This window comes from Roseovarius sp. (assembly GCF_030373445.1).
Classification (GTDB): domain Bacteria; phylum Pseudomonadota; class Alphaproteobacteria; order Rhodobacterales; family Rhodobacteraceae; genus Roseovarius.
Genome location: NZ_JAUCYU010000004.1, coordinates 199,170 through 217,808, shown reverse-complemented (window position 1 = coordinate 217,808; position 18,639 = coordinate 199,170). Strand labels below are relative to the sequence as shown.

At 67.9% G+C, this 18,639-nt stretch carries 17 protein-coding genes; 9 read left to right on the top strand and 8 right to left on the bottom strand.

The window, feature by feature from the left end; all coding sequences use genetic code 11:
- Positions 1-4: 4 nt before the first annotated feature.
- The 6 genes from QUV18_RS09450 to QUV18_RS09425 all read right to left on the bottom strand — a co-directional run bounded on the left by QUV18_RS09450 (position 5) and on the right by QUV18_RS09425 (position 5,492).
- On the bottom strand, positions 5-967 hold the full coding sequence (locus tag QUV18_RS09450) for a DMT family transporter (RefSeq protein WP_300893567.1): 963 nt from the start codon (positions 965-967) through the stop codon (positions 5-7).
- Positions 968-1,043: 76 nt separating this feature from the next.
- Complete coding sequence (locus QUV18_RS09445) at positions 1,044-1,487, bottom strand: YaiI/YqxD family protein (protein WP_300893566.1); 444 nt, start codon at positions 1,485-1,487, stop codon at positions 1,044-1,046.
- Entirely contained in the window at positions 1,484-2,929 is a 1,446-nt protein-coding gene (sthA, locus tag QUV18_RS09440; RefSeq protein WP_300893565.1) for a Si-specific NAD(P)(+) transhydrogenase, read from the bottom strand. The genes QUV18_RS09445 and sthA overlap by 4 nt, the downstream gene beginning before the upstream one ends.
- Before the next feature lie 69 nt (positions 2,930-2,998).
- Positions 2,999-3,832 carry an S-formylglutathione hydrolase gene (fghA, locus tag QUV18_RS09435; RefSeq protein WP_300893564.1) on the bottom strand — a complete coding sequence of 278 codons (834 nt, stop codon included), beginning with the start codon at positions 3,830-3,832 and terminating at the stop codon, positions 2,999-3,001.
- Between the two features lie 3 nt (positions 3,833-3,835).
- On the bottom strand, positions 3,836-4,546 hold the full coding sequence (locus QUV18_RS09430; RefSeq protein WP_300893563.1) for a nitroreductase family protein: 711 nt from the start codon (positions 4,544-4,546) through the stop codon (positions 3,836-3,838).
- A 13-nt stretch (positions 4,547-4,559) separates the two neighbouring features.
- A complete protein-coding gene (locus QUV18_RS09425) occupies positions 4,560-5,492 on the bottom strand; it encodes an AEC family transporter (protein ID WP_300893562.1) in 933 nt (310 codons plus the stop codon).
- 288 nt (positions 5,493-5,780) lie between these two features.
- Here QUV18_RS09425 and QUV18_RS09420 point away from each other — a divergent pair, with 288 nt between their 5' ends.
- Together QUV18_RS09420 and QUV18_RS09415 are read left to right on the top strand one after the other, a co-directional pair.
- The gene (locus QUV18_RS09420) at positions 5,781-5,990 is read left to right on the top strand and encodes a DUF4287 domain-containing protein (protein ID WP_300893561.1); all 210 of its coding nucleotides are present in this window, start codon (positions 5,781-5,783) and stop codon (positions 5,988-5,990) included.
- On the top strand, positions 5,991-6,380 hold the full coding sequence (locus QUV18_RS09415) for a cupin domain-containing protein (protein WP_300893560.1): 390 nt from the start codon (positions 5,991-5,993) through the stop codon (positions 6,378-6,380).
- 82 nt (positions 6,381-6,462) lie between these two features.
- Here the strand turns inward: QUV18_RS09415 and mbfA are convergent, their stop codons facing one another.
- Positions 6,463-7,440, bottom strand: a complete 978-nt coding sequence (gene mbfA, locus QUV18_RS09410) for an iron exporter MbfA (protein ID WP_300893559.1) — start codon at positions 7,438-7,440, stop codon at positions 6,463-6,465.
- Between the two features lie 136 nt (positions 7,441-7,576).
- Here mbfA and QUV18_RS09405 point away from each other — a divergent pair, with 136 nt between their 5' ends.
- From QUV18_RS09405 to QUV18_RS09380, 6 genes are all read left to right on the top strand, one after another.
- A complete protein-coding gene (locus QUV18_RS09405; protein WP_300893558.1) occupies positions 7,577-9,634 on the top strand; it encodes a hydantoinase/oxoprolinase family protein in 2,058 nt (685 codons plus the stop codon).
- A 169-nt stretch (positions 9,635-9,803) separates the two neighbouring features.
- Positions 9,804-11,537: a hydantoinase B/oxoprolinase family protein gene (locus QUV18_RS09400; RefSeq protein ID WP_300893557.1), complete on the top strand. Its 1,734-nt coding sequence runs from the start codon at positions 9,804-9,806 to the stop codon at positions 11,535-11,537.
- A gap of 79 nt (positions 11,538-11,616) precedes the next feature.
- Positions 11,617-12,726 (top strand): DUF2793 domain-containing protein, encoded by a 1,110-nt coding sequence (locus QUV18_RS09395; protein WP_300893556.1) that lies wholly within the window; start codon positions 11,617-11,619, stop codon positions 12,724-12,726.
- An 11-nt stretch (positions 12,727-12,737) separates the two neighbouring features.
- Entirely contained in the window at positions 12,738-13,058 is a 321-nt protein-coding gene (locus QUV18_RS09390; RefSeq protein WP_300893555.1) for a hypothetical protein, read from the top strand.
- A complete protein-coding gene (locus QUV18_RS09385) occupies positions 13,055-13,432 on the top strand; it encodes a hypothetical protein (protein ID WP_300893554.1) in 378 nt (125 codons plus the stop codon). Before QUV18_RS09390 ends, QUV18_RS09385 begins: the two co-directional genes overlap by 4 nt.
- A gap of 140 nt (positions 13,433-13,572) precedes the next feature.
- Positions 13,573-16,569, top strand: a complete 2,997-nt coding sequence (locus tag QUV18_RS09380) for a calcium-binding protein (RefSeq protein WP_300893553.1) — start codon at positions 13,573-13,575, stop codon at positions 16,567-16,569.
- Between the two features lie 13 nt (positions 16,570-16,582).
- On the opposite strand, the gene glmM is transcribed toward QUV18_RS09380, so the two are convergent.
- Positions 16,583-17,923, bottom strand: a complete 1,341-nt coding sequence (glmM, locus tag QUV18_RS09375) for a phosphoglucosamine mutase (RefSeq protein WP_300893799.1) — start codon at positions 17,921-17,923, stop codon at positions 16,583-16,585.
- A gap of 221 nt (positions 17,924-18,144) precedes the next feature.
- Here glmM and smpB point away from each other — a divergent pair, with 221 nt between their 5' ends.
- On the top strand, positions 18,145-18,621 hold the full coding sequence (gene smpB / locus QUV18_RS09370; RefSeq protein WP_300893552.1) for an SsrA-binding protein SmpB: 477 nt from the start codon (positions 18,145-18,147) through the stop codon (positions 18,619-18,621).
- Positions 18,622-18,639 lie beyond the last annotated feature (18 nt).

Below are 18,639 nucleotides of genomic sequence, written 5' to 3'. Positions count from 1 at the left end.
GCTCCTATCTCCTGACCGGCCCATCGGCCACGTGGGTGCCTTTGCGCGACTCGCGCCAGACAAGGTAAAGCCCCGACCCGAGGATCAGCGCGATGCCGGCCCAGGCCACGGCGTCGGGCCACGTGCCGAACACCGTGACCCCCCACAGGATCGCCATCGGCATCGAAACATATTCGAACGGCGCGGCAAAGGCCGCCTCGCTCAGCCGGTAGGCCTGGCTGATGAAAAGGACGCCCGCCAGCCCGCTGAGGCCCAGAAGGACGAAGATCGGGATATCCGACGGATCCACCGGCGCCCAGGCCCGCAGAAGGAAATCAAGGTCCGCGGGCGCCATCTCCGCAAGCTTGCCGTCGCCGATGCTCAGCCCGATGGCCGCACTGACGACCAGGAAGCAGCTTTGCGAATAGATCGCCATGGTCGCGGCACTTTCCGTGTCGCCGATCCGCCGGGCGATGATGTGCATCACCGCGTAAAGCGAGGCCGCGATCATCGGGAAGACCGAAGCCAACTGAAACGCCGACGTGCCCGGCTTGGCGATCAGCAGCACCCCCACGAACCCCACCGCGATGGCCGCCCAGCGCCGCGCGCCCACCCGTTCGCGCAGGAAGATCACCGAGAAGACGGTGATGACCAGCGGCGAGACGAAGAAGATCGCCACCGCGTCGGCAATCGGAAGGGCGGCCAGCCCGAGGAACAGGAAGGAGTTGGCGAACACCACGCAAAGACCCCGCGCGGCATGGGCCAGCGGCCGCCGCGTGCGGAACACATTGATCCCGCCAAAGAACGGCATCACGAGGACCAGGAAGGTCGGAATGCCCACCAGCGCCCGCAGGAACACCACCTGGTGCAGCGCGTAATCGTCCGAAACGAACTTGATCGCCACGTCGTTGAGCGAAAAGCACAGCGCCGCCGTGAACGCACAGAGCGCGCCCACCAGGTTCGTCCGTTCTATGGAAACCTGTGTCATGAAGTCCCGTTCGCTGTCCCCGGCAACAAACGGGAGCAGGCGGGGATTGTAAAGCGCCGCGCCCCGGAAAAATGGCTCAGCGCGCCGCCTGCCGAAGCGCCCGCTCCAGCGCGTCGAGAAACCTTGACCGGTCGGCCTTGGTGAACCCCTTGCCGCCGCCCTGCCGGAACGGATCGGCGGCGCGCAGGTCGCTCATCAGGTCGCGCGTGGCCAGCGCCGAACCCACGTTGCGCTCGGTCAGCGCCTCGCCATTGGGCTTCAGCACCAGCGCGCCACCCTCGACACACCTCGCTGCCAACGGAATATCCCCCGTGATCACCACGTCGCCCGCCCCGGCCCGCTCGGCGATCCACTTGTCGGCCTCGTCCGGCCCCTCCGGCACGATCACGGTTTCGACGGCCGGGTTGGCCGACGGCCGGATGCCGCCATTCGACACCATCTTCACGCCCACGCCGTGCCGCGTGGCCACCCGCTCCACCTCCGCCTTCACCGGGCAGGCATCGGCATCGACGTAGATCACGCCTTCTTCGCCTTTGGCTTCTTCTCCGCTTCCCGCTTCACCTTGTACGCCTCGGGGATGGGCATCCGGTTGAACGCATCCAGCCCGGCGATCTTGTAGGCCTCGGCCAGCGTCGGGTAGTTGAACGTGTTCTGCACGAAGTAATCCACCGTCCCTTTCAGGTTCAGCACCGCCTGCGCGATGTGAATGAGTTCCGTCGCCCCCTCGCCCACGATCTGCACGCCCAGCACGCGCCGGGTCTTGAGGCTGAACAGCATCTTCAGCATCCCGTGCTCCAGCCCCATGATATGCCCCCGGCTGGTCTCGCGGAACCGGGCCACGCCCACCTCGTAGGGAATGCCCCGCTCCTGCATCTCTTCCTCGGACATGCCACAGGTGGAAATCTCCGGCACCGAGTAGATGCCATAAGGAAACCACGGGCTTTCCGGCAGCGTCGGCGTGTCCAGCGCATGGCACGCCGCGATCCGCCCCTGCTGGATCGAGGTCGACGCAAGGCTCGGATGCCCGATCACGTCACCGGCCGCGTAGATATGCCCAACCGACGTCTGGTAACTCTTCCGGTCCACCTCGATCCGCCCGCGATGGTCGGTCCCGATCCCCACGGCGTCGAGGTTCAGCTTCTCCGTCGCCCCCATCCGCCCGGCGGCAAAGAGCAGCATCTCGGCCCGCACATGCCGCCCGTTGGCCATGCTCACCTCGACATGCTTCCCGGCATCTTCGATCTGCTCGATGGCCGACCCAAGGCGCAAATCGACCCCGTTATCCCGGATCTGGTGGGTGAATTCCTGGATGATGCGCGTGTCGATGAAATCAAGGAACGTATCCCGCGGCTCGATCAGCGTCACCCGCACGTCGAGCGCCGAGAACATGGTGGCATATTCCACCCCGATCACCCCCGCGCCCACCACCACAAGGCTCCGCGGGATCTGCGCCAGCTCCAGGAACTCGTCGCTGTCGACGATGGTCGAGCCGTTGAAGGGCACGTAATCCGGCCGGTAGGTCTTTGTCCCGGTCGAGATCAGGAACCTGTCGGCGGTCAGCCGGCTGACCTCGCCCGCCTCGGTGGCCACCTCCACCTCGTTCGGGCCGATGAACTTCGCCATGCCGTTCAGCGTGTCCACATGGTTCCGGTTGAACTGGTGTTCGAGGATATCGACCTCGTAATCGAGCGTCTTGTGCAGCCGCGACTTGAGGTCCTGCGCCCCGATATCCTCCTTCACCCGGTAGGACCGGCCGTAAAAGCTCCGCTCACGCCAGCCGGAGAGGTTCAGCACCGTCTCCCGCAGCGTCTTCGACGGGATCGTCCCGGTATGCACCGACACGCCGCCCAAGCGGTCGCGCCGGTCGATCACCAGCACCCGCCGCTTCAGCTTTCCCGCCTGGATCGCGGCCGACCGCCCGGCGGGGCCGGAACCGATGATGATGAGGTCGTAATGGCTCATGCAATATCCTTCCCAAAATCGGCGGGTGAGCCGGGCCGCAACACAGTGGCCCGACAGTCTAGGGGCTGATCAGCCCGCATAAAGCGCCTCGGCATGGAAGCTCACGTGGTCCTCCATGAAGGTCGAGACGAAGAAGTAACTATGGTCATACCCCGGCTGCAGCCGCAAATTGGCCTGCTGCCCGCGCTCGGCCACGGCATGGGCAAAGTCATGGGTGTTCAGCAACTTGTAGAACTGGTCCTTCGTCCCGGTATCCGTCAGGATCGGCCCGTCGAACCCGTTCTCCCGCATCAGCAGCGTCGCATCATGCGCGGCCCACACGGCCTCGTCATCGCCCAGGTAACCGCCCAATTGCTTCCGGCCCCAGTCGCTCGCCGTCGGATGGCAGATCGGCGCGAAGGCCGAGACCGAGCGATACCGCCCCTTCAGCCCCATCGCCAGCGTCAGCGCGCCATGCCCGCCCATCGAATGCCCGGTGATGCCCTGCCGGCTTGCATCGATGGCAAACTCTTTCGCCACCAGCTCCGGCAGCTCCTCGCCGACGTAATCCCACATCCGGAAATGCTTCGCCCACGGGTCCTGCGTGGCGTTCACGTAGAACCCCGCCCCCTGGCCCATGTCGAACGAATCCTCGTCGGCCACGTCCTCGCCGCGCGGGCTCGTATCGGGGAACACCAAAGCGATCCCCTGCTCGGCCGCCCAGCCCTGCGCGCCCGCCTTGGTCATCGCATTCTCATGCGTGCAGGTCAGCCCCGACAGGTACCACAGCACCGGCACCGGGCCGTCCTTCGCCTCTTCCGGCAGGAACAGGCCAAAGGTCATGTCGCAGTTGCAGGCCTCCGAGGCGTGCTTGTACACCCCTTGGACCCCGCCGAAACAGGCGTTCTCGGAAACGGTTTCCATGGTTCAATCCTTCCTTTCCGCGTCGCCGCGATGGACGCTCATGATCTCTTCAATCGGTTTCTTGATGGTTGCCGCCTTCGGCACCGTAGCATCCCGGGCCGCGTGGCCCACGGTCAAAATCATCACCGGCTTTTCATTTTCCGGCCTGTCGAGCAACCCGTTGAGAAATTTCATCGGGTTCGGCGTATGCGTCAGCATCGACAGCCCCGCCGCGTGCAGCGCCGCAATCAGGAACCCCGTCGCAATCCCCACGCTCTCCGGCACGTAGTAATGCTTCCGCCGGCTGCCATCCGGGTTCACGCCATAGCGCTGCGCGAACACCACGATCAGCCAGGGCGCGTCCGTCAGGTGCGGCTTGCTGGCATCCGTCCCGATCGGCTCCAGCGCCGCCAGCCACGCGTCGCCGGCGCCGCCCTCGTAGAACTGCCGCTCCTCCTCCTCGGCCGCCGCCCGGATCTTCGCCTTCATCTCCGGGTCGGCCACGGCCGCGAAATGCCAGGGCTGCTGGTTCGCCCCGCTCGGCGCGAGGCCCGCCGTCTCGATCGCCGCGGCGATCACCTCTTCCGGCACCGCCCTTGTCTCGTACTCCCGCACCGTGTGCCGCTGCCGCATCAGCGCGCGGAACGCCTCGACGGCCTCCAGCGCCTCTGCATCGCTCAGCTCCCGCCGGTGCGGCAGGGAAAGCGGCTCGTATCCCGATGGCATCTCGCCCATGCGACCGATCCTTTCAGTAAAGCTGCCCCACCCAGCCGATCACCAGCGACACCGTGACCACCGCCAGCGCCGTCGAGATCAGGATCGACGCCGAAACCCGCTGCGGCGCGATCCGGTAATGCTCGGCCAGGATATACACGTTCCCCGCCACCGGCAGTGCCGCCGCGGCGATCATCACGGCGGCGGCATAGGGCTCCACCGGGAACAGGATCAGCGCCGAGAACGCCACCGCGCCGGGGTGTAGCACCAGCTTGCTGAAGCTCAGCCAGCCGGCGATCAGCGGCCGCTCGGCCTTCTTCGTGGCCAGCGACGCGCCGATGGCGAACAATGCCCCGGGGGTCGCCGCGCCCCCCAGAAGCGACAGGAAATCGTTCATCACCCCGGGGATCGGCAGCCTCAGCGCCGACCAACCCAGCCCCAGCACGATCGACACGATCATCGGGTTCTTCAGCAGGCCCAGGCCCACCGTCTTCAGCGCGCCCAGTCCCACGGCCCCGTCACGCGACCCGGTCACCAGGATCACCACCAGCGAGCCGAACACGATCAGGTCGATCGACAGCACCAGCATCACCGACCCGATCGCCGCCTCGCCCATCAAGAGCGTCAGCATCGGCACGCCAAGGAACCCCACGTTCCCGATCACCCCGCATTGCGATTCGAACGCCGCCTCCTCGATCGAGGCACCGCGCAGGAACGCCGCCATCATCACCACGCCATAGACGAAGGCCGTGGCCCACAGGTAGGCGGCGATGAAGCGCATGTTGAACACCTCGCCGAAGGACAGGTTCGCCGAGAACCGGAACAGCATCGCCGACAGCGCGAAGTAGAAGACGAACTTGGTCAGCCACGCCGTCGCCTCCTCGGTGAAAAAGCCGGTGCGCCCGGCCCCGAAGCCAAGGCCGATCACGCAGAAGAAGGGCAGGGTCTGTAAGAAAATTTCCAGCATCGCCCGCTTGTTAGCACGCCTCACCGGCGGCGCAAATGGAAAGGGGGCAGCGCGCCGCCCTGCCCCCTTCTGCCCGGCGCATTGGGATGTCGCACCGGGCCTGCCCTTGCGCGGCCAGCCGCACCCCTGCATCGGCCGCCCCGCCAGCTTGGACCGGCAATGGTTAACAAACCGTTGCAACCACCCGCGCCCAGCCGCCGGGAGAAAAGAAATCACCCCGGCCGGACCGCGAAACCGCTATAGCTTGCCGCAGCCGGGCAGGTGGCCCGGCGATGAAAGGCAGACACGATGACCGACAAGATCAAGGGCCCGGCCTCCTACTTCCCCTCCATCGAGGCCAAGTACGGGCGCCCCATCGCGGAATGGAAAGACCTGATCCGCGCCCAGCCCGGCAAGAAGCACATGGAACTGGTGACATGGCTGAAACAGGAGCACGGCATGGGCCACGGCCACGCCAATGCCCTCGTCGCCGACACCCTGCGCGAGGATGCCGGCTGAATGGCGCGCCGAGACTACGACCCCGCCACCGCCCCGCCCGACGACCGGCCCGCCGTCAAGGCGCGGGCCTTCGACACCGCGGGCCCGCGCGCATGGCGCGGCTCATTGGCCGGCGAGGCCATCGGCTCCGCCAACACCATCCTCGCCTACGCCACCGACACGATCGGCGAAGGCCCGTGCCTGCACGTCCATCCCTATGACGAAAGTTTCGTGGTCATCATGGGCCACGCCCGCTTCTTCATCGGCGACGAGGTGATGGACGCCGCCGCCGGCGACGTCCTGCTCGCCCCGGCCGGCCAGCCCCACAGGTTCGAGAATGCCGGCCCCGGCCGCCTCCAGACCATCGACATCCACCATTCCCCCCGCTGGATCCAGACCGACCTCGACTAGCCCCTCCGCCCAGGCTTCTTCTGGCCGGCAATATCCTCGGGGGTGAACTGGCCGCAGGCCAGGAGGGGGCAGACAGCCCCCTCTACCCGCTCCCGATCAGCACCCCGGCCGCGAACACCAGCGCGCCGCCCAGCACCACCTGGAACGCCGCCCGGAAGAACGGCGTCTCCATGTACCGGTTCTGGATCCACGCGATCGCCCACAGCTCCACGAACACCACGATGAAGGCGATGATCGTCGCGGTCCAGAAATCCGGGATCAGGTAAGGCAGCGCGTGGCCCAGCCCGCCCACCGTGGTCATCACCCCGCTGGCGATGCCGCGCTTCACCGGGCTGCCCCGGCCCGACAGCTCGCCATCGTCGCTGGCGGCCTCGGTGAAGCCCATGGAAATCCCCGCCCCCACGCTGGCGGCCAGCCCGACAAGGAAAGTGGTCCACGTATCCTGCGTGGCAAAGGCCGTGGCAAAGATCGGCGCCAGCGTCGAAACCGACCCGTCCATCAGCCCGGCCAGCCCGGGCTGCACCCATGTCAGCACGAACTGCCGCCGCGCGGTGCGCGATTCGGTGGCGCGGGCGTCCTCGTCGAGATGTTCCTGCTCAAGCTCGCCGGCCCGGTCCTGGTGCCCCGCCTCCGCCGCTGCAAGATCACCCAACAGCTTCCGCGTGTCCGCATCCGTCGTGTTGGCCGCCGCCTTGAGGTAGAACGCCTCCGCATCCCGCTCCATCGCCTCGGCTTCCTCGCGGATCCGCTCGATCCCGAGGTTCTCCACCAGCCACACCGGCCGCCGCGCGTAATACCCCGCCACGTGCTCGCGCCGAATGAGCGGGATGACCTCGCCGAAGCGCTTGCGGTGCAGCTCTATCAGCGCCTTGCGGTGGCCATCCTCCTCTTCCGCCATCCCGTCGAAGACGCGGGCGGTATCCGGGTAATCCTCCCGCAGCATCTCGGCGTAGCTCCGGTAGATGCGCCCGTCATCCTCTTCCGAGGATATGGCGAGGGCGAGGATTTCCTGTTCGCTCAGCTCCGAAAACCGGCGGCGGGAGGACATTCCGGGAATCATGTGACAGCCTTTCGAATTAGAACAATTCTAAACTATACGGCCCGGCCGCAGGATCAAGGCCCGAAACCCGCCGCGTTGACTTTTCCCCAAGCCTCGACAACGCTCGCATCCGACAGGCACAGGGGTATCAGGGCAGATGGCACAGGAACGGTCCGGGCTGGTGGCGGGCATCGACGTGGGCGGCACGTTCACCGACCTATTGCAGCTCGACCAGGCGACCGGCGCCGTGCGCATCGCCAAGGTGCCCAGCACGCCCGACAACCAGGCCTTCGGCGTGATGAACGCGCTCGCCTCGGCAGAATGCGAGCTCGCCGCGCTCGACCTCATCGTGCACGGCACCACGACCACCACCAACGCCGTCCTCGAGCGCAAGCTCAGCCGCACGGGCCTCATCACCACGCAAGGTTTCCGCGACGTGCTCGAACTCGGCCGCCGCACACGGCCACAGGCCTACGGCATGACCGGGCAATTCACCCCCCTTATCCCCCGCGACCTCCGACTCGAAGTGCCCGAGCGCACCGATGCCGCAGGCCAAGTCGTCACCCCCCTCGACGAAACCGCCCTGCGCGCCGCCGCCCGAACCCTGCTCGACGCCGGGTGCGAGGCCGTCGTCGTCCACTTCCTCCACTCCTACGCCAACCCCGCCCATGAACAGCGCGCCGGCGCCGTGCTGGCCGAGATCTGGCCCAACAGCCACATCACCCTCGGCCACGCCATCCTGCAGGAATCCCGTGAATTCGAGCGTGGCGTCACTGCCGCCGTCAACGCCAGCGTCCAGCCCATCCTCGACCGCTACCTCCGCCGCCTCACCGAAAGCCTCGCCGAGGGCGGGTACGACCGCGACGTGCTGGTGATGAACGGCAATGGCGGCATGGTCTCCTCCCGTTTCGTGGCGCGCGAGGCGGCAAAGACCGTCATGTCCGGCCCCGCCTCGGGCGTGATGGCCGCCGCCTATACCGGCCGCATCGCCGGCATGCCCGACCTCTTGACCTACGACATGGGCGGCACCTCGACCGACGTGGCCCTCGTACGCGGCGCCGAACCCGCCGTATCGAACGAGATCGAGATCGAGTACGCCATGCCGATCCACGTGCCGATGGTCGACGTGCGCACCGTCGGCGCGGGCGGCGGCTCCATCGCGCGCGTCAACGCCGCCGGCCTATTGGAAGTCGGCCCTCAAAGCGCCGGCGCCGACCCCGGACCCATCTGCTACGGCCGCGGCGGCACCGAGCCCACAATCTCCGACGCCAACCTCCTCCTCGGCCGGCTCGACCCCGGCCGCCTCGCGGTCAAGGGCGGCGTCACCCTCGAAACCGTCGAAGAGATCTTCGCCGAACGCCTGGGCCGTCCCCTCGGCCTCACTGCCCACGAAGCCGCGCAAGCCGTCGTGCAGCTTGCCAACACCACCATGGCCGGCGCCATCCGCATGGTCTCCCTTTCCCTCGGCGCCGACCCGCGCGACTTCGCCCTCTTTGCCTTCGGCGGCGCCGGCCCGCTCCACGCCGCGGCGCTCGCCCGCGAACTCGGCGTCCCCCGCGTCCTCGTGCCCAGCCGCCCCGGCATCACCAACGCCATCGGCTGCGTCGTCGCCGACCTCCGCCACGACTTCGTGCAAACCATCAACACCCCCGTCGATGCCTTGGCCGACACCCAGCTCGCCGACATCTTCGCCGCCCAGAAAGCCGAGGGCGAACGCCTCATCGCCAAGGAGCGCGTCGAAATCCGCGACCTCCGCCATCTCTACAGCGTCGACATGCAATTCGTCGGCCAGACCCACCTCCTCCGCGTAGACCTTGAGACGCCGGAGATCGACAACGCCAGCCTTCGCGAGCTTTTCGAGATCGCCTATTTCCGCCGCTTCCGCGTCGAGCTTTCCGAAATCCGCGCCAACGTGGTCAACGCCAACTGCTCCGTCATCGGCGCCCGCGTGCCCCTCGACCTCTCCACCCTGATCGACCCGTCGGGCCGCAAACCCACCCTCGCCGAAGCCCAGACCGGCACCCGCCCCGTCCGCTTCGGCAGCGACATCCACGACACCCCCGTCTACTGGCGCGACCACCTCCCCCTCGACGCCTCCCTCGAAGGCCCGGCCATCATCCAGCAGATGGACACGACCCTGCTCATTGAACCCGGAGACACCGCCAAGGGCGACGAGCACGGCAACATCATCCTCCACGTGGGGGCGCCAACATGACCCCAACACACACCCGCCCCGGTCCTGAGCCGGGGCCCCGACCGGCGCAGGAAAAGAGGTCCCGGGTCAAGCCCGGGACGGGAAATGCGCCTTGTCCGATACCAGGCAATACCCGCCCCGGCCCCCGAGCCGGGGCCTCGCACCACGAAACGAACCCGGGACGAGCCGCATGATCGACCCCATCACCCTCTCCGTCATCCAGGCCGGCCTGCAACAGGTCTGCGACGAGATGGATCTTAGCTTCTCCCGCGCCGCCTTCTCCCCCGTCATCGCCGAGGCCAACGACCGCTCCGACGGCATCTACGACGCCACCGACGGCGCGCTCATCGCCCAAGGCGCGGGCGGCCTGCCGGTCTTCGTCGGCACCATGCAATACTCCACCCGCACCCTCATCCGGATGATCCGCGAGGGCCGCGCCGGCGCCCCCGAGCCCGGCGACATCTACATCGTCAACGACCCCTATCTCGGCGGCACCCACCTGATGGATGTGCGCTTCGCCCGCCCCTATTACCGCGACGGCCAGCTCTGGTGCTGGCTTTCCAACACCGGCCACTGGCCCGACACAGGCGGCGCGGTGCCCGGCGGCTTCTCCGCCTCCGCCACGGCGGTGGAACAGGAGGGCCTGCGCCTGCCGCCCGTCAAGCTCTTCAAGAAGGGAAAGCTCGACGACGAGATCTACGCCATCATCTGCTCCAACATCCGCGTCGCCGACCAGCGCATCGGCGACGTCAAGGCCCAGGCCGCCGCCCTCGATCTCGGCGCCGCCCGGCTCGACGCGCTGCTCGACCGCTACGGCGACGCCACCGTCTCGCAGGCCATCGCCGAGCTCCGCAAACGCGCCGCTGCGCAAATGCGCAGCTTCATCGCCGACATCCCCGAGGGCACGCACCAATCCACCGCCTGGGTCGACAGCGACGGCGTGGTCAACGAACCCCTCGCCATCCGCCTTGCCGTCACCCGCCAGGACGACCAGCTCACCTTCGACTTCACCGGCTCCAGCGCCCCCTGCGCCGGGCCGATGAACTCCGTCCGCGCCACGACCCTCTCCTCCGTCTACCTCGCCATGCGCCACATCTTCCCCGAGGTCCCGATCAGCGCCGGCGCCTTCGAGCCCTTCACCATCACCGGCATCGAGGGCACCTTCCTCGACGCCCAGTACCCCCGCCCCGTCTCGGGCTGCGCCGCCGAAGTCTCCCAACGCATCGCTGAAGCCGTTTTCGCCGCCCTCGTCGAGGCGCTGCCCGACCGCGTCACCGCCGCCCCCGCCGGAACCTCCGGCAACTTCGCCCTCGGCGGCCACGATCCGGCGAAGGGCCGCGACTTCGTCATGTACCAGCTCTCCGGCGGCGGCTATGGCGGCTATGCGGGGGGCGACGGCATCACCAACGGCTGTTCCACCATCGGGATCTCCAAGGCCCCGCCGGTGGAAATCATGGAACAGGCCTTCCCCGTCCTCTACCACCGCTACGCCCTGCGCGAAGGCTCTGGCGGGGCGGGGCAGATGCGCGGCGGCTTCGGCCTCGATTACGAGCTCGAGCTCCGCCGCGGCGATGCCAAGGCCAGCTTCGTCATGGATCACGGCCGCTTCGGCCCCCAGGGCGTGCTCGGCGGCGCCGATGGCGCGCCCAACGAGGTCACCGTCTGGCGCGGCGGCACGGCCTACGTCCCCGAACACCTCTCCAAGGAACAGGACATCCCCCTCGCCCCCGGCGACCGCGTCCGCGTGAAAACCCCCGGCGGCGGCGGATACGGCGATCCGCTCACCCGCGACCCCGCGCTCGTCGCGCGGGACGTTGCGCTGGGCCGCTACACGACGGAACAGGCCGAATCCCTCTTCGGCGTCGTCCTCTCGCCCGATGGTGACGTCGACACCGCCGCAACCACCTCCAGGCGCGGCGCCTGAGCCGCGCAACGCACGGTCCTCTCAATACCCGTTAACGCACCGTACCCTAGACCGCCGGCTTCTTAACCAAGGAGCCGATATGTCCGACATCACCGCGCGCCTCGACCTGCCGCTGATCCAGCCGTCCCAGGCGCAGAAACACGTCACCCATAACGAGGCGCTCCAGGTGCTCGACGGCCTCGTGCAGGCGGCGCTGGAAGAGACCGGCGCCAACACCCCGCCCTTCGAGCCCGTCACCGGCACGCTCTACGCCATCGGCCCCGGCCCGACCGACGACTGGGCCGGAGAGCCGAACAAGCTGGCGCTGCGCATCACCGAGGCGTGGCTCTTCATCGATCCACAAGTTGGCTGGCGCGCCTGGGACAAGGCGACCGAACAGTTCAAGGTCTTCGACGGCAGCGACTGGGCCGAGATCCTCCCCGACCTGAACAACCTCGACGGCGTCGGCATCAACACCGCCTCCGACGGCACCAACCGCCTCGCCGTCGCCTCCGCCGCCACGCTCCTCACCCACGAGGGCGCGGGTCACCAGCTGAAGATCAACAAGGCCGCCGGCACCGACACCGCCTCTCTGCTCTTCCAGTCAGGCTTTACCGGCCACGCCGAGATGGGCCTCGCCGGCGACACCGCCTTTTCCATCAAGCTCAGCGACGACGGCAGCACGTGGCACGACGCCCTGCGCGCCGACCCGGCGACCCAGCAGATCGAAACCGATTTCCAGCTCACCGGCGACGCGGTCCAGCAATCGCCCACCGACATCACCACCGGCCGCCTCATGCGCGCCGATTACGGCTTCGGGCCCGGCAACCTGCTGGGCACCGTGGCGCAATCCGGCGGCACACCGACCGGGGCGGTCATCGAACGGGGCAGCAATGCCAACGGCGATTACGTGCGCTTTGCCGACGGCACGCAGATCTGCTGCGGAAAGATCGCCGTCGACGTGACCGACGGCACCCTGCAGACATTCCCCCTGCCCGCCGCCCACCAGACGAACTCGATCGTGGCGGCGATGCTTGGCAATGTCATCAACAACGTGAACGTCGCGCTGGAACTGAGGAACATCGGCTCGGTCTACGCCAATGCAAATACAGGTCAGCTGGCCGTCAACCTTCTCACGCCGGGCACATCGACAGACCCGGCATCCGACTCGGAAAAGATGACCTACATGACGGTTGGCCGCTGGTTCTAAGGAGGAACGACATGAACATCACATTCTCACCCATGCGCCGGGAGGGCCGGTATACGCTGGTCAGAACCGGCGACACCCTCACGATCGACGGCGAGGCGTTCGACTTCTCGACCGTTCCGAACGGCGCCACTCTCCCGGGGGAAGCGATCAACTCCGACTGGATCGCGGGCCCGGTCGCGCGGGACGCGAACGGCGTCCTCACGGTGCCGCTCATCCTGCCTCACGGCCCCGGGGCGCCCGATGAGACACGCTTTCCCGCGCCGCTCTCGCTCACGGCGGACGGGCCGGTGCACCTGCCACCCCACGACACCCGGAAGGAGGGCGCAGCATGAGCAACATCGACCTCACGAAACTGGTAACCGCCGACGACAAGGCGCGCCGCGTAGCCGAGGCACGGGCCCTGGCCTCGAAAGAGGAATGCCGCCGCCGGATCCTGGCGGTCGTCGACGCGGCCACGCAGATGAATCTCGTCCAGGCGATGCTCGTCCGCGACACGGGCCCGCATGGCGAACTTGGCGAGGAACAGGTCGCAACCCCCACGCTCCGCGACGGGGATGTCGACACGATCCACCAGATGCAGGTCTGGATCGCGGCCATGCGGGCGGCCTGCGCCGCGGTTGCGGGCGACCCCTCTCATCCGCCGGCCGCCGACGCCCACTGGCCCGCCCCACCCGACGGCCTCGCTGAACTGGCGGACCGGTTCTGATGCGAAGGTAAACGGAACGGAAATAGCCAACCCGTCGAATTAATTTCGACGGGTTTTTCACGGTCTCGCCCCATTGCCATCCCGCTTCGGCACCACATCCCGCGCCATCCCTGCCGGCGGTGGAACAAGGGGTGAGCAGAATGGAACTGCAACTGAGGGGCAAGATCTCGGCCGGACAGGTCGCACTGGATACGGCGATCAGCGATCTTCGATACGTCAACGGCCCGAACGGCCCGGTGCTGGTGTCGGTCTCGGGGCCCGCGGGCGGGCTCGCGACCTTCCGGCTTCGCGAAGACCTGCTGCCCCAGCGCGGCGACCAGGTCCATTACAATACCGGCCAGGTCAGCGGCGCCGGCCATGACCTGCTTGTCACCGACTCCGGCGGCGCCATCCGCGTCTACGCCACCGGGTTTAGCCAGGACGGCATCCTGCGCTACACCCTCGGCACCGGCGGCGATCTCGGCGGTCGCGCGATCCTTGGCGGCGCCGATATCGGCGCGGCCCCGGCCGTGGCGGCGATCACCGAAGGAGGGGATATCCTGCTCGCCGATCCGGGGCAGTCGGGCTTCTCGGTACACGCCATGGGCGGCTCGGCCCTCGGGCAGGGTTACACCGTCGCCGACACCTCCGCGACCCATGCCGACGCCATCTCCGCCGCGGCCGCCACGCGCATTGCCGGCACCGATATCGTGGTGGTCGCCAGCCAGTCCGAACACGGCGTCACGGCCTACACCATCGGCGCCAGCTCGGCCCGCGCCGGCGACAGCGTCGGCCCGGCCCAGGGCCTTGGCATCATGGTGCCCACCGACATCGCCATCGTCACGACGGCACAGGGCAGCTTCGTGATCGTCGCCTCCGAACCCTCGAACGGCGAATCCGGCGCGCTCAGCGTCATGCAGCTCGACGCCCAGGGCGGGCTGACCCCCACCGACCACGTGCTCGACACCCGCGAGTCGCGCTTCTGCAACGTCCAGAAGGTGGCGACCCTCACCCATGACGGACACACCTACGTCGTCGCCGCCGGCGGCGACGGCGGCGTCACGCTGTTCGAGATGACCCCCGACGGGCGGCTCGTCCATATCGACAGTTTCGAAGGCACGCTCCAGGCCCCGCTCGGCGACGTGACCGCGCTCGAATTCGCCGTCGTCGGCGACGAGCTACAGGTCTTCGCCGCGACCGAGGAAGACACCGGCATCGCCGTGCTCCGCGCCGACCTGTCGCAACAGGGCATCGTCCTCGTCGCCGACAACGGCAACGACACCCTCACCGGCACCGGGCAGAACGATATCCTCTTCGACGGCACCGGCACCGACAGGCTGGAAGGGCGCGGCGGCGCCGACCGCTACGTGTTCACCGCCGATGGTCAGACCGACACGGTCATCGGCTTCAACCCCGCCCAGGACATTCTCGATCTCTCGGGCCTGCCCTTCCTCTACGACGTCTCGCGGCTCGAGATCGTCAGCACCTCCTACGGCGCCCGCATCACCCATCGCGGCGAGACCATCATCCTGCGCAGCGCCAACGGCCAGCCGCTCGACCCCGAGGCGGTGCGCGCCGCGGTCGAGGTGAAGATCAACCGCAGCTTCTCCGCCCCCACCCTCGACCTCGAGGGCACCGACGGGCCCGACATGCTGCGCGGTGACTGGGGCTCGGACACGATCGTCGGCGGTCACGGCAACGACACGCTCGAAGGGCAGGACGGCGCCGATTCCCTGATCGGCGGGCGCGGCGATGACAGCATCATGGGCATGGGCGGAAGCGACAACCTGCGCGGCGGTCGTGGCCGCGACCGTCTCTTTGGCGGCGAGGGCGACGATACCATCCAGGGCGGCAGCGACGATGACCGCCTCGTCGGCCACAGCGGCAATGACAGGATGTACGGCCAGGGGGACAACGACACCCTCAGCGGCAGCCAGGGCAACGACACGCTGCATGGCGATCTCGGCGACGACCGGCTCGACGGCGGCGCCGATGACGACCGGCTCGACGGGGGCGACGGCGCCGACACGCTGCTCGGCTCGAGCGGCAACGACACGATGGACGGCGGCGAGTTCCACGACGCGATTCACGGCGGCACCGGGAACGACGTCGCCCTGGGCGACAGGGGCCACGACACGATCCACGGCGACGAGGGCAACGACACGCTGCTCGGCGACCCCGGCAACGACCATCTCTACGGTGGCGCGGGTCACGATCACCTGGCCGGCGATATCGGCCACGACACGCTCTGGGGCGAGGATGGCCGCGATACGCTCGTCGGCGGCTCCGGGCGCGACTCCTTCTATGGCGGCGCGGACGCCGACAGCCTCATCGGCGGCGCCGGCGACGACAGGCTTCGCGGGCAGGACGGCAACGATACCCTGCAGGGCGACGACGGCAACGACACCATGACCGGGAACCGGGGCGATGACCGGCTCGATGGCGGCGCGGGCACCGATGTCCTCTATGGCGGCGGCGGCAACGACCGGCTGGAGGGCGGCCGCGATGCCGACAGGCTCGAGGGTTCGCACGGCCAAGACACCCTGTCGGGCGGCCACGGCCATGACGAGATCACCGGCGGGCGCGACAACGACCTCCTGACTGGCGCCCGCGGCAACGACACCATGACCGGCGACCACGGCCGCGACGAGCTGCGCGGCGGCAGCGGCAACGATGTCATGAACGGCGGCACCTCGTCAGACCAGCTTCACGGCGGCACCGGTCATGACGTCATGAACGGCGACGAGGGCCACGACCGGATCAACGGCAACAGGGGCAACGACCGGATCGACGGCGCCATCGGCCGCGACACGATCTCCGGCGGGCATGGCGACGACCTGATCCGCGGCGGCGCCGACGCCGATTACCTCAACGGCAACAGCGGCGACGACACCCTGACCGGCGGCACGGGCGCCGACACCTTCGTCTTCCGGCCGGGGGGCGACGCAGACGTCATCACCGATTTCGACCCTGCCGAAGACCGGCTGCAGCTCGACAGCGGCTGGAGAGACGCCGGCATGAGCAAAAGCGCCTTCGTCACCGCCTACGCCCGCGACACGCCCGACGGCATCGTGCTCGACATGGGCAATGGCGATACCATCCTGCTCGAGGATTTCCACAACCTGAACCGGCTCGACGATGCGCTGATCTTCGGCTGACGCGCGCGCCGGGTCAGCTCGCCGCCTGCACCGCGTCGACCACGCTGTTGAGAACATCGTCCAGCAGCGTGGGCTCGACCGCCTCGGCCATCACCCGGATCAGCGGCTCGGTCCCCGACTTGCGGATCAAGAGCCGCCCGTCATTGCCCAGCCGCGTCTCGGCCTTGGCAATCGCCTCCTGCACGGCCTCGGCCGACAGTGGCTGCGCCCCCTGCTTGTAGCGCACGTTCACCAGCTTCTGCGGCACCGGCTCGAACACCCTTGCCAGCTCGCTCGCCGGCTTGCCGGTCTCGACCATGCAGCCCAGGAACTGCAACGCCCCGATCAGCCCGTCGCCGGTCGTGGCATAATCCGTCATCACGATATGCCCCGACTGCTCGCCGCCCAGCGTGTAGCCCCCGGCGCGCATCTCCTCGACAACATACCGGTCGCCCACCGCGGTCCGCTTCAGGTCGATGCCCCTGGCATTGAGATGCCGTTCCAGCCCGAGGTTCGACATCACCGTCGCCACCAGCGTGTTGCCCGCCAGCCGCCCGTCCTCGGCCCAGCGCGTGGCGATCAGCGCCATGATCTGGTCGCCGTCCGCCACCTGCCCCTTTTCATCCACCAGCACCACCCGGTCGGCATCGCCGTCAAGGCAGATACCGATATCCGCCCGCGTCTCCAACACCTTCTGCGCCGCCGCCTCCGGATGGGTCGAGCCGCAACCGTCGTTGATGTTGTACCCGTTGGGCTCCACCCCGATCGGGATCACCTCGGCGCCCAGCTCCCAAAGCACGCTCGGCGCCGTGCGATAGGCCGCGCCATGGGCGCAATCCACCACCACCCGCAAGCCGTCCAGCCGCTTGCGATAGGGGAAGGTCGTCTTGGCATATTCCACGTAGCGCCCGCGCGCGTCCTCGAACCGCTTCGCCCGGCCGATATTGTCGGGCTTCGACAGCGGCACGCCGTTCTGCATCATCTCCTCGATGCCCGCCTCGGCCTCGTCCGACAGCTTGAACCCGTCCGGCCCGAACAGCTTGATGCCATTGTCACGCGCCGGGTTGTGGCTGGCCGAGATCATCACCCCCACATCGGCCCGCAGCCCGTGGGTCAGGTACCCGATCGCCGGCGTCGGCACCGGGCCCAGAAGGAACACGTCCATGCCGGTCGAGGTGAACCCCGCCGTCAGCGCATACTCGATCATGTAGCCCGACCGCCGCGTGTCCTTGCCGATCACCACCCGGTGCTCGTTCTGGTCCCGGCGAAAGAACCGGCCCGCCGCGGCGCCCAGTTGCAGCGCCATCTCGGCCGTCATCGGCCAGCTGTTGGCCTCTCCCCGCACACCATCGGTTCCGAACAGCTTTTCCGACATGTCTTCCACTTCCTCGTCACGCGCCCGGCCTGTCGCGCCGGCGCTCATTTTTACCTCCTTATCCCCTGTGCCGGGGCCTGTCCAATCACGGCTCGCGACAATCCTGTGGCATTCCTCCCCCATCCGGCCCCCGATCGGCGAACCCCCGCCTTTCCTCCCGCGCCCCCATGCCCTATATTGCATCCTTCCGGCATCACGACAGACGCCCAGAGGACCGCCCCATGGCCAAACCGAAGGACAACCCGAACTACAAGGTGGTGGCCGAGAACCGGCGCGCCCGGTTCGACTATGCCATCGAGGAAGACCTCGAATGCGGCATCATCCTCGAAGGCTCCGAGGTGAAATCCCTGCGCCAGGGCTCGTCGAACATCGCCGAAAGCTACGCCATGGTCGAGGAGGGCGAGCTCTGGCTGGTGAACGCCTACATCGCGCCCTACGAACAGGCCAAGACCTTCCAGCACGACGAACGCCGCAAGCGCAAGCTGCTGGCCTCGAAGAAGGAACTCGCCCGCCTCTGGAACGAGACCCAGCGCAAGGGCATGACGCTGGTGCCGCTGGTGATGTATTTCAACCATCGCGGCATCGCCAAGCTCAAGATCGGCATCGCCAAGGGCAAGAAGACCCACGACAAGCGCGAAACCGCGGCCAAGCGCGACTGGAACCGCCAGAAACAGCGCCTCCTGAAAGAACACGGCTGAGGCAGGGGCCCGATTTCT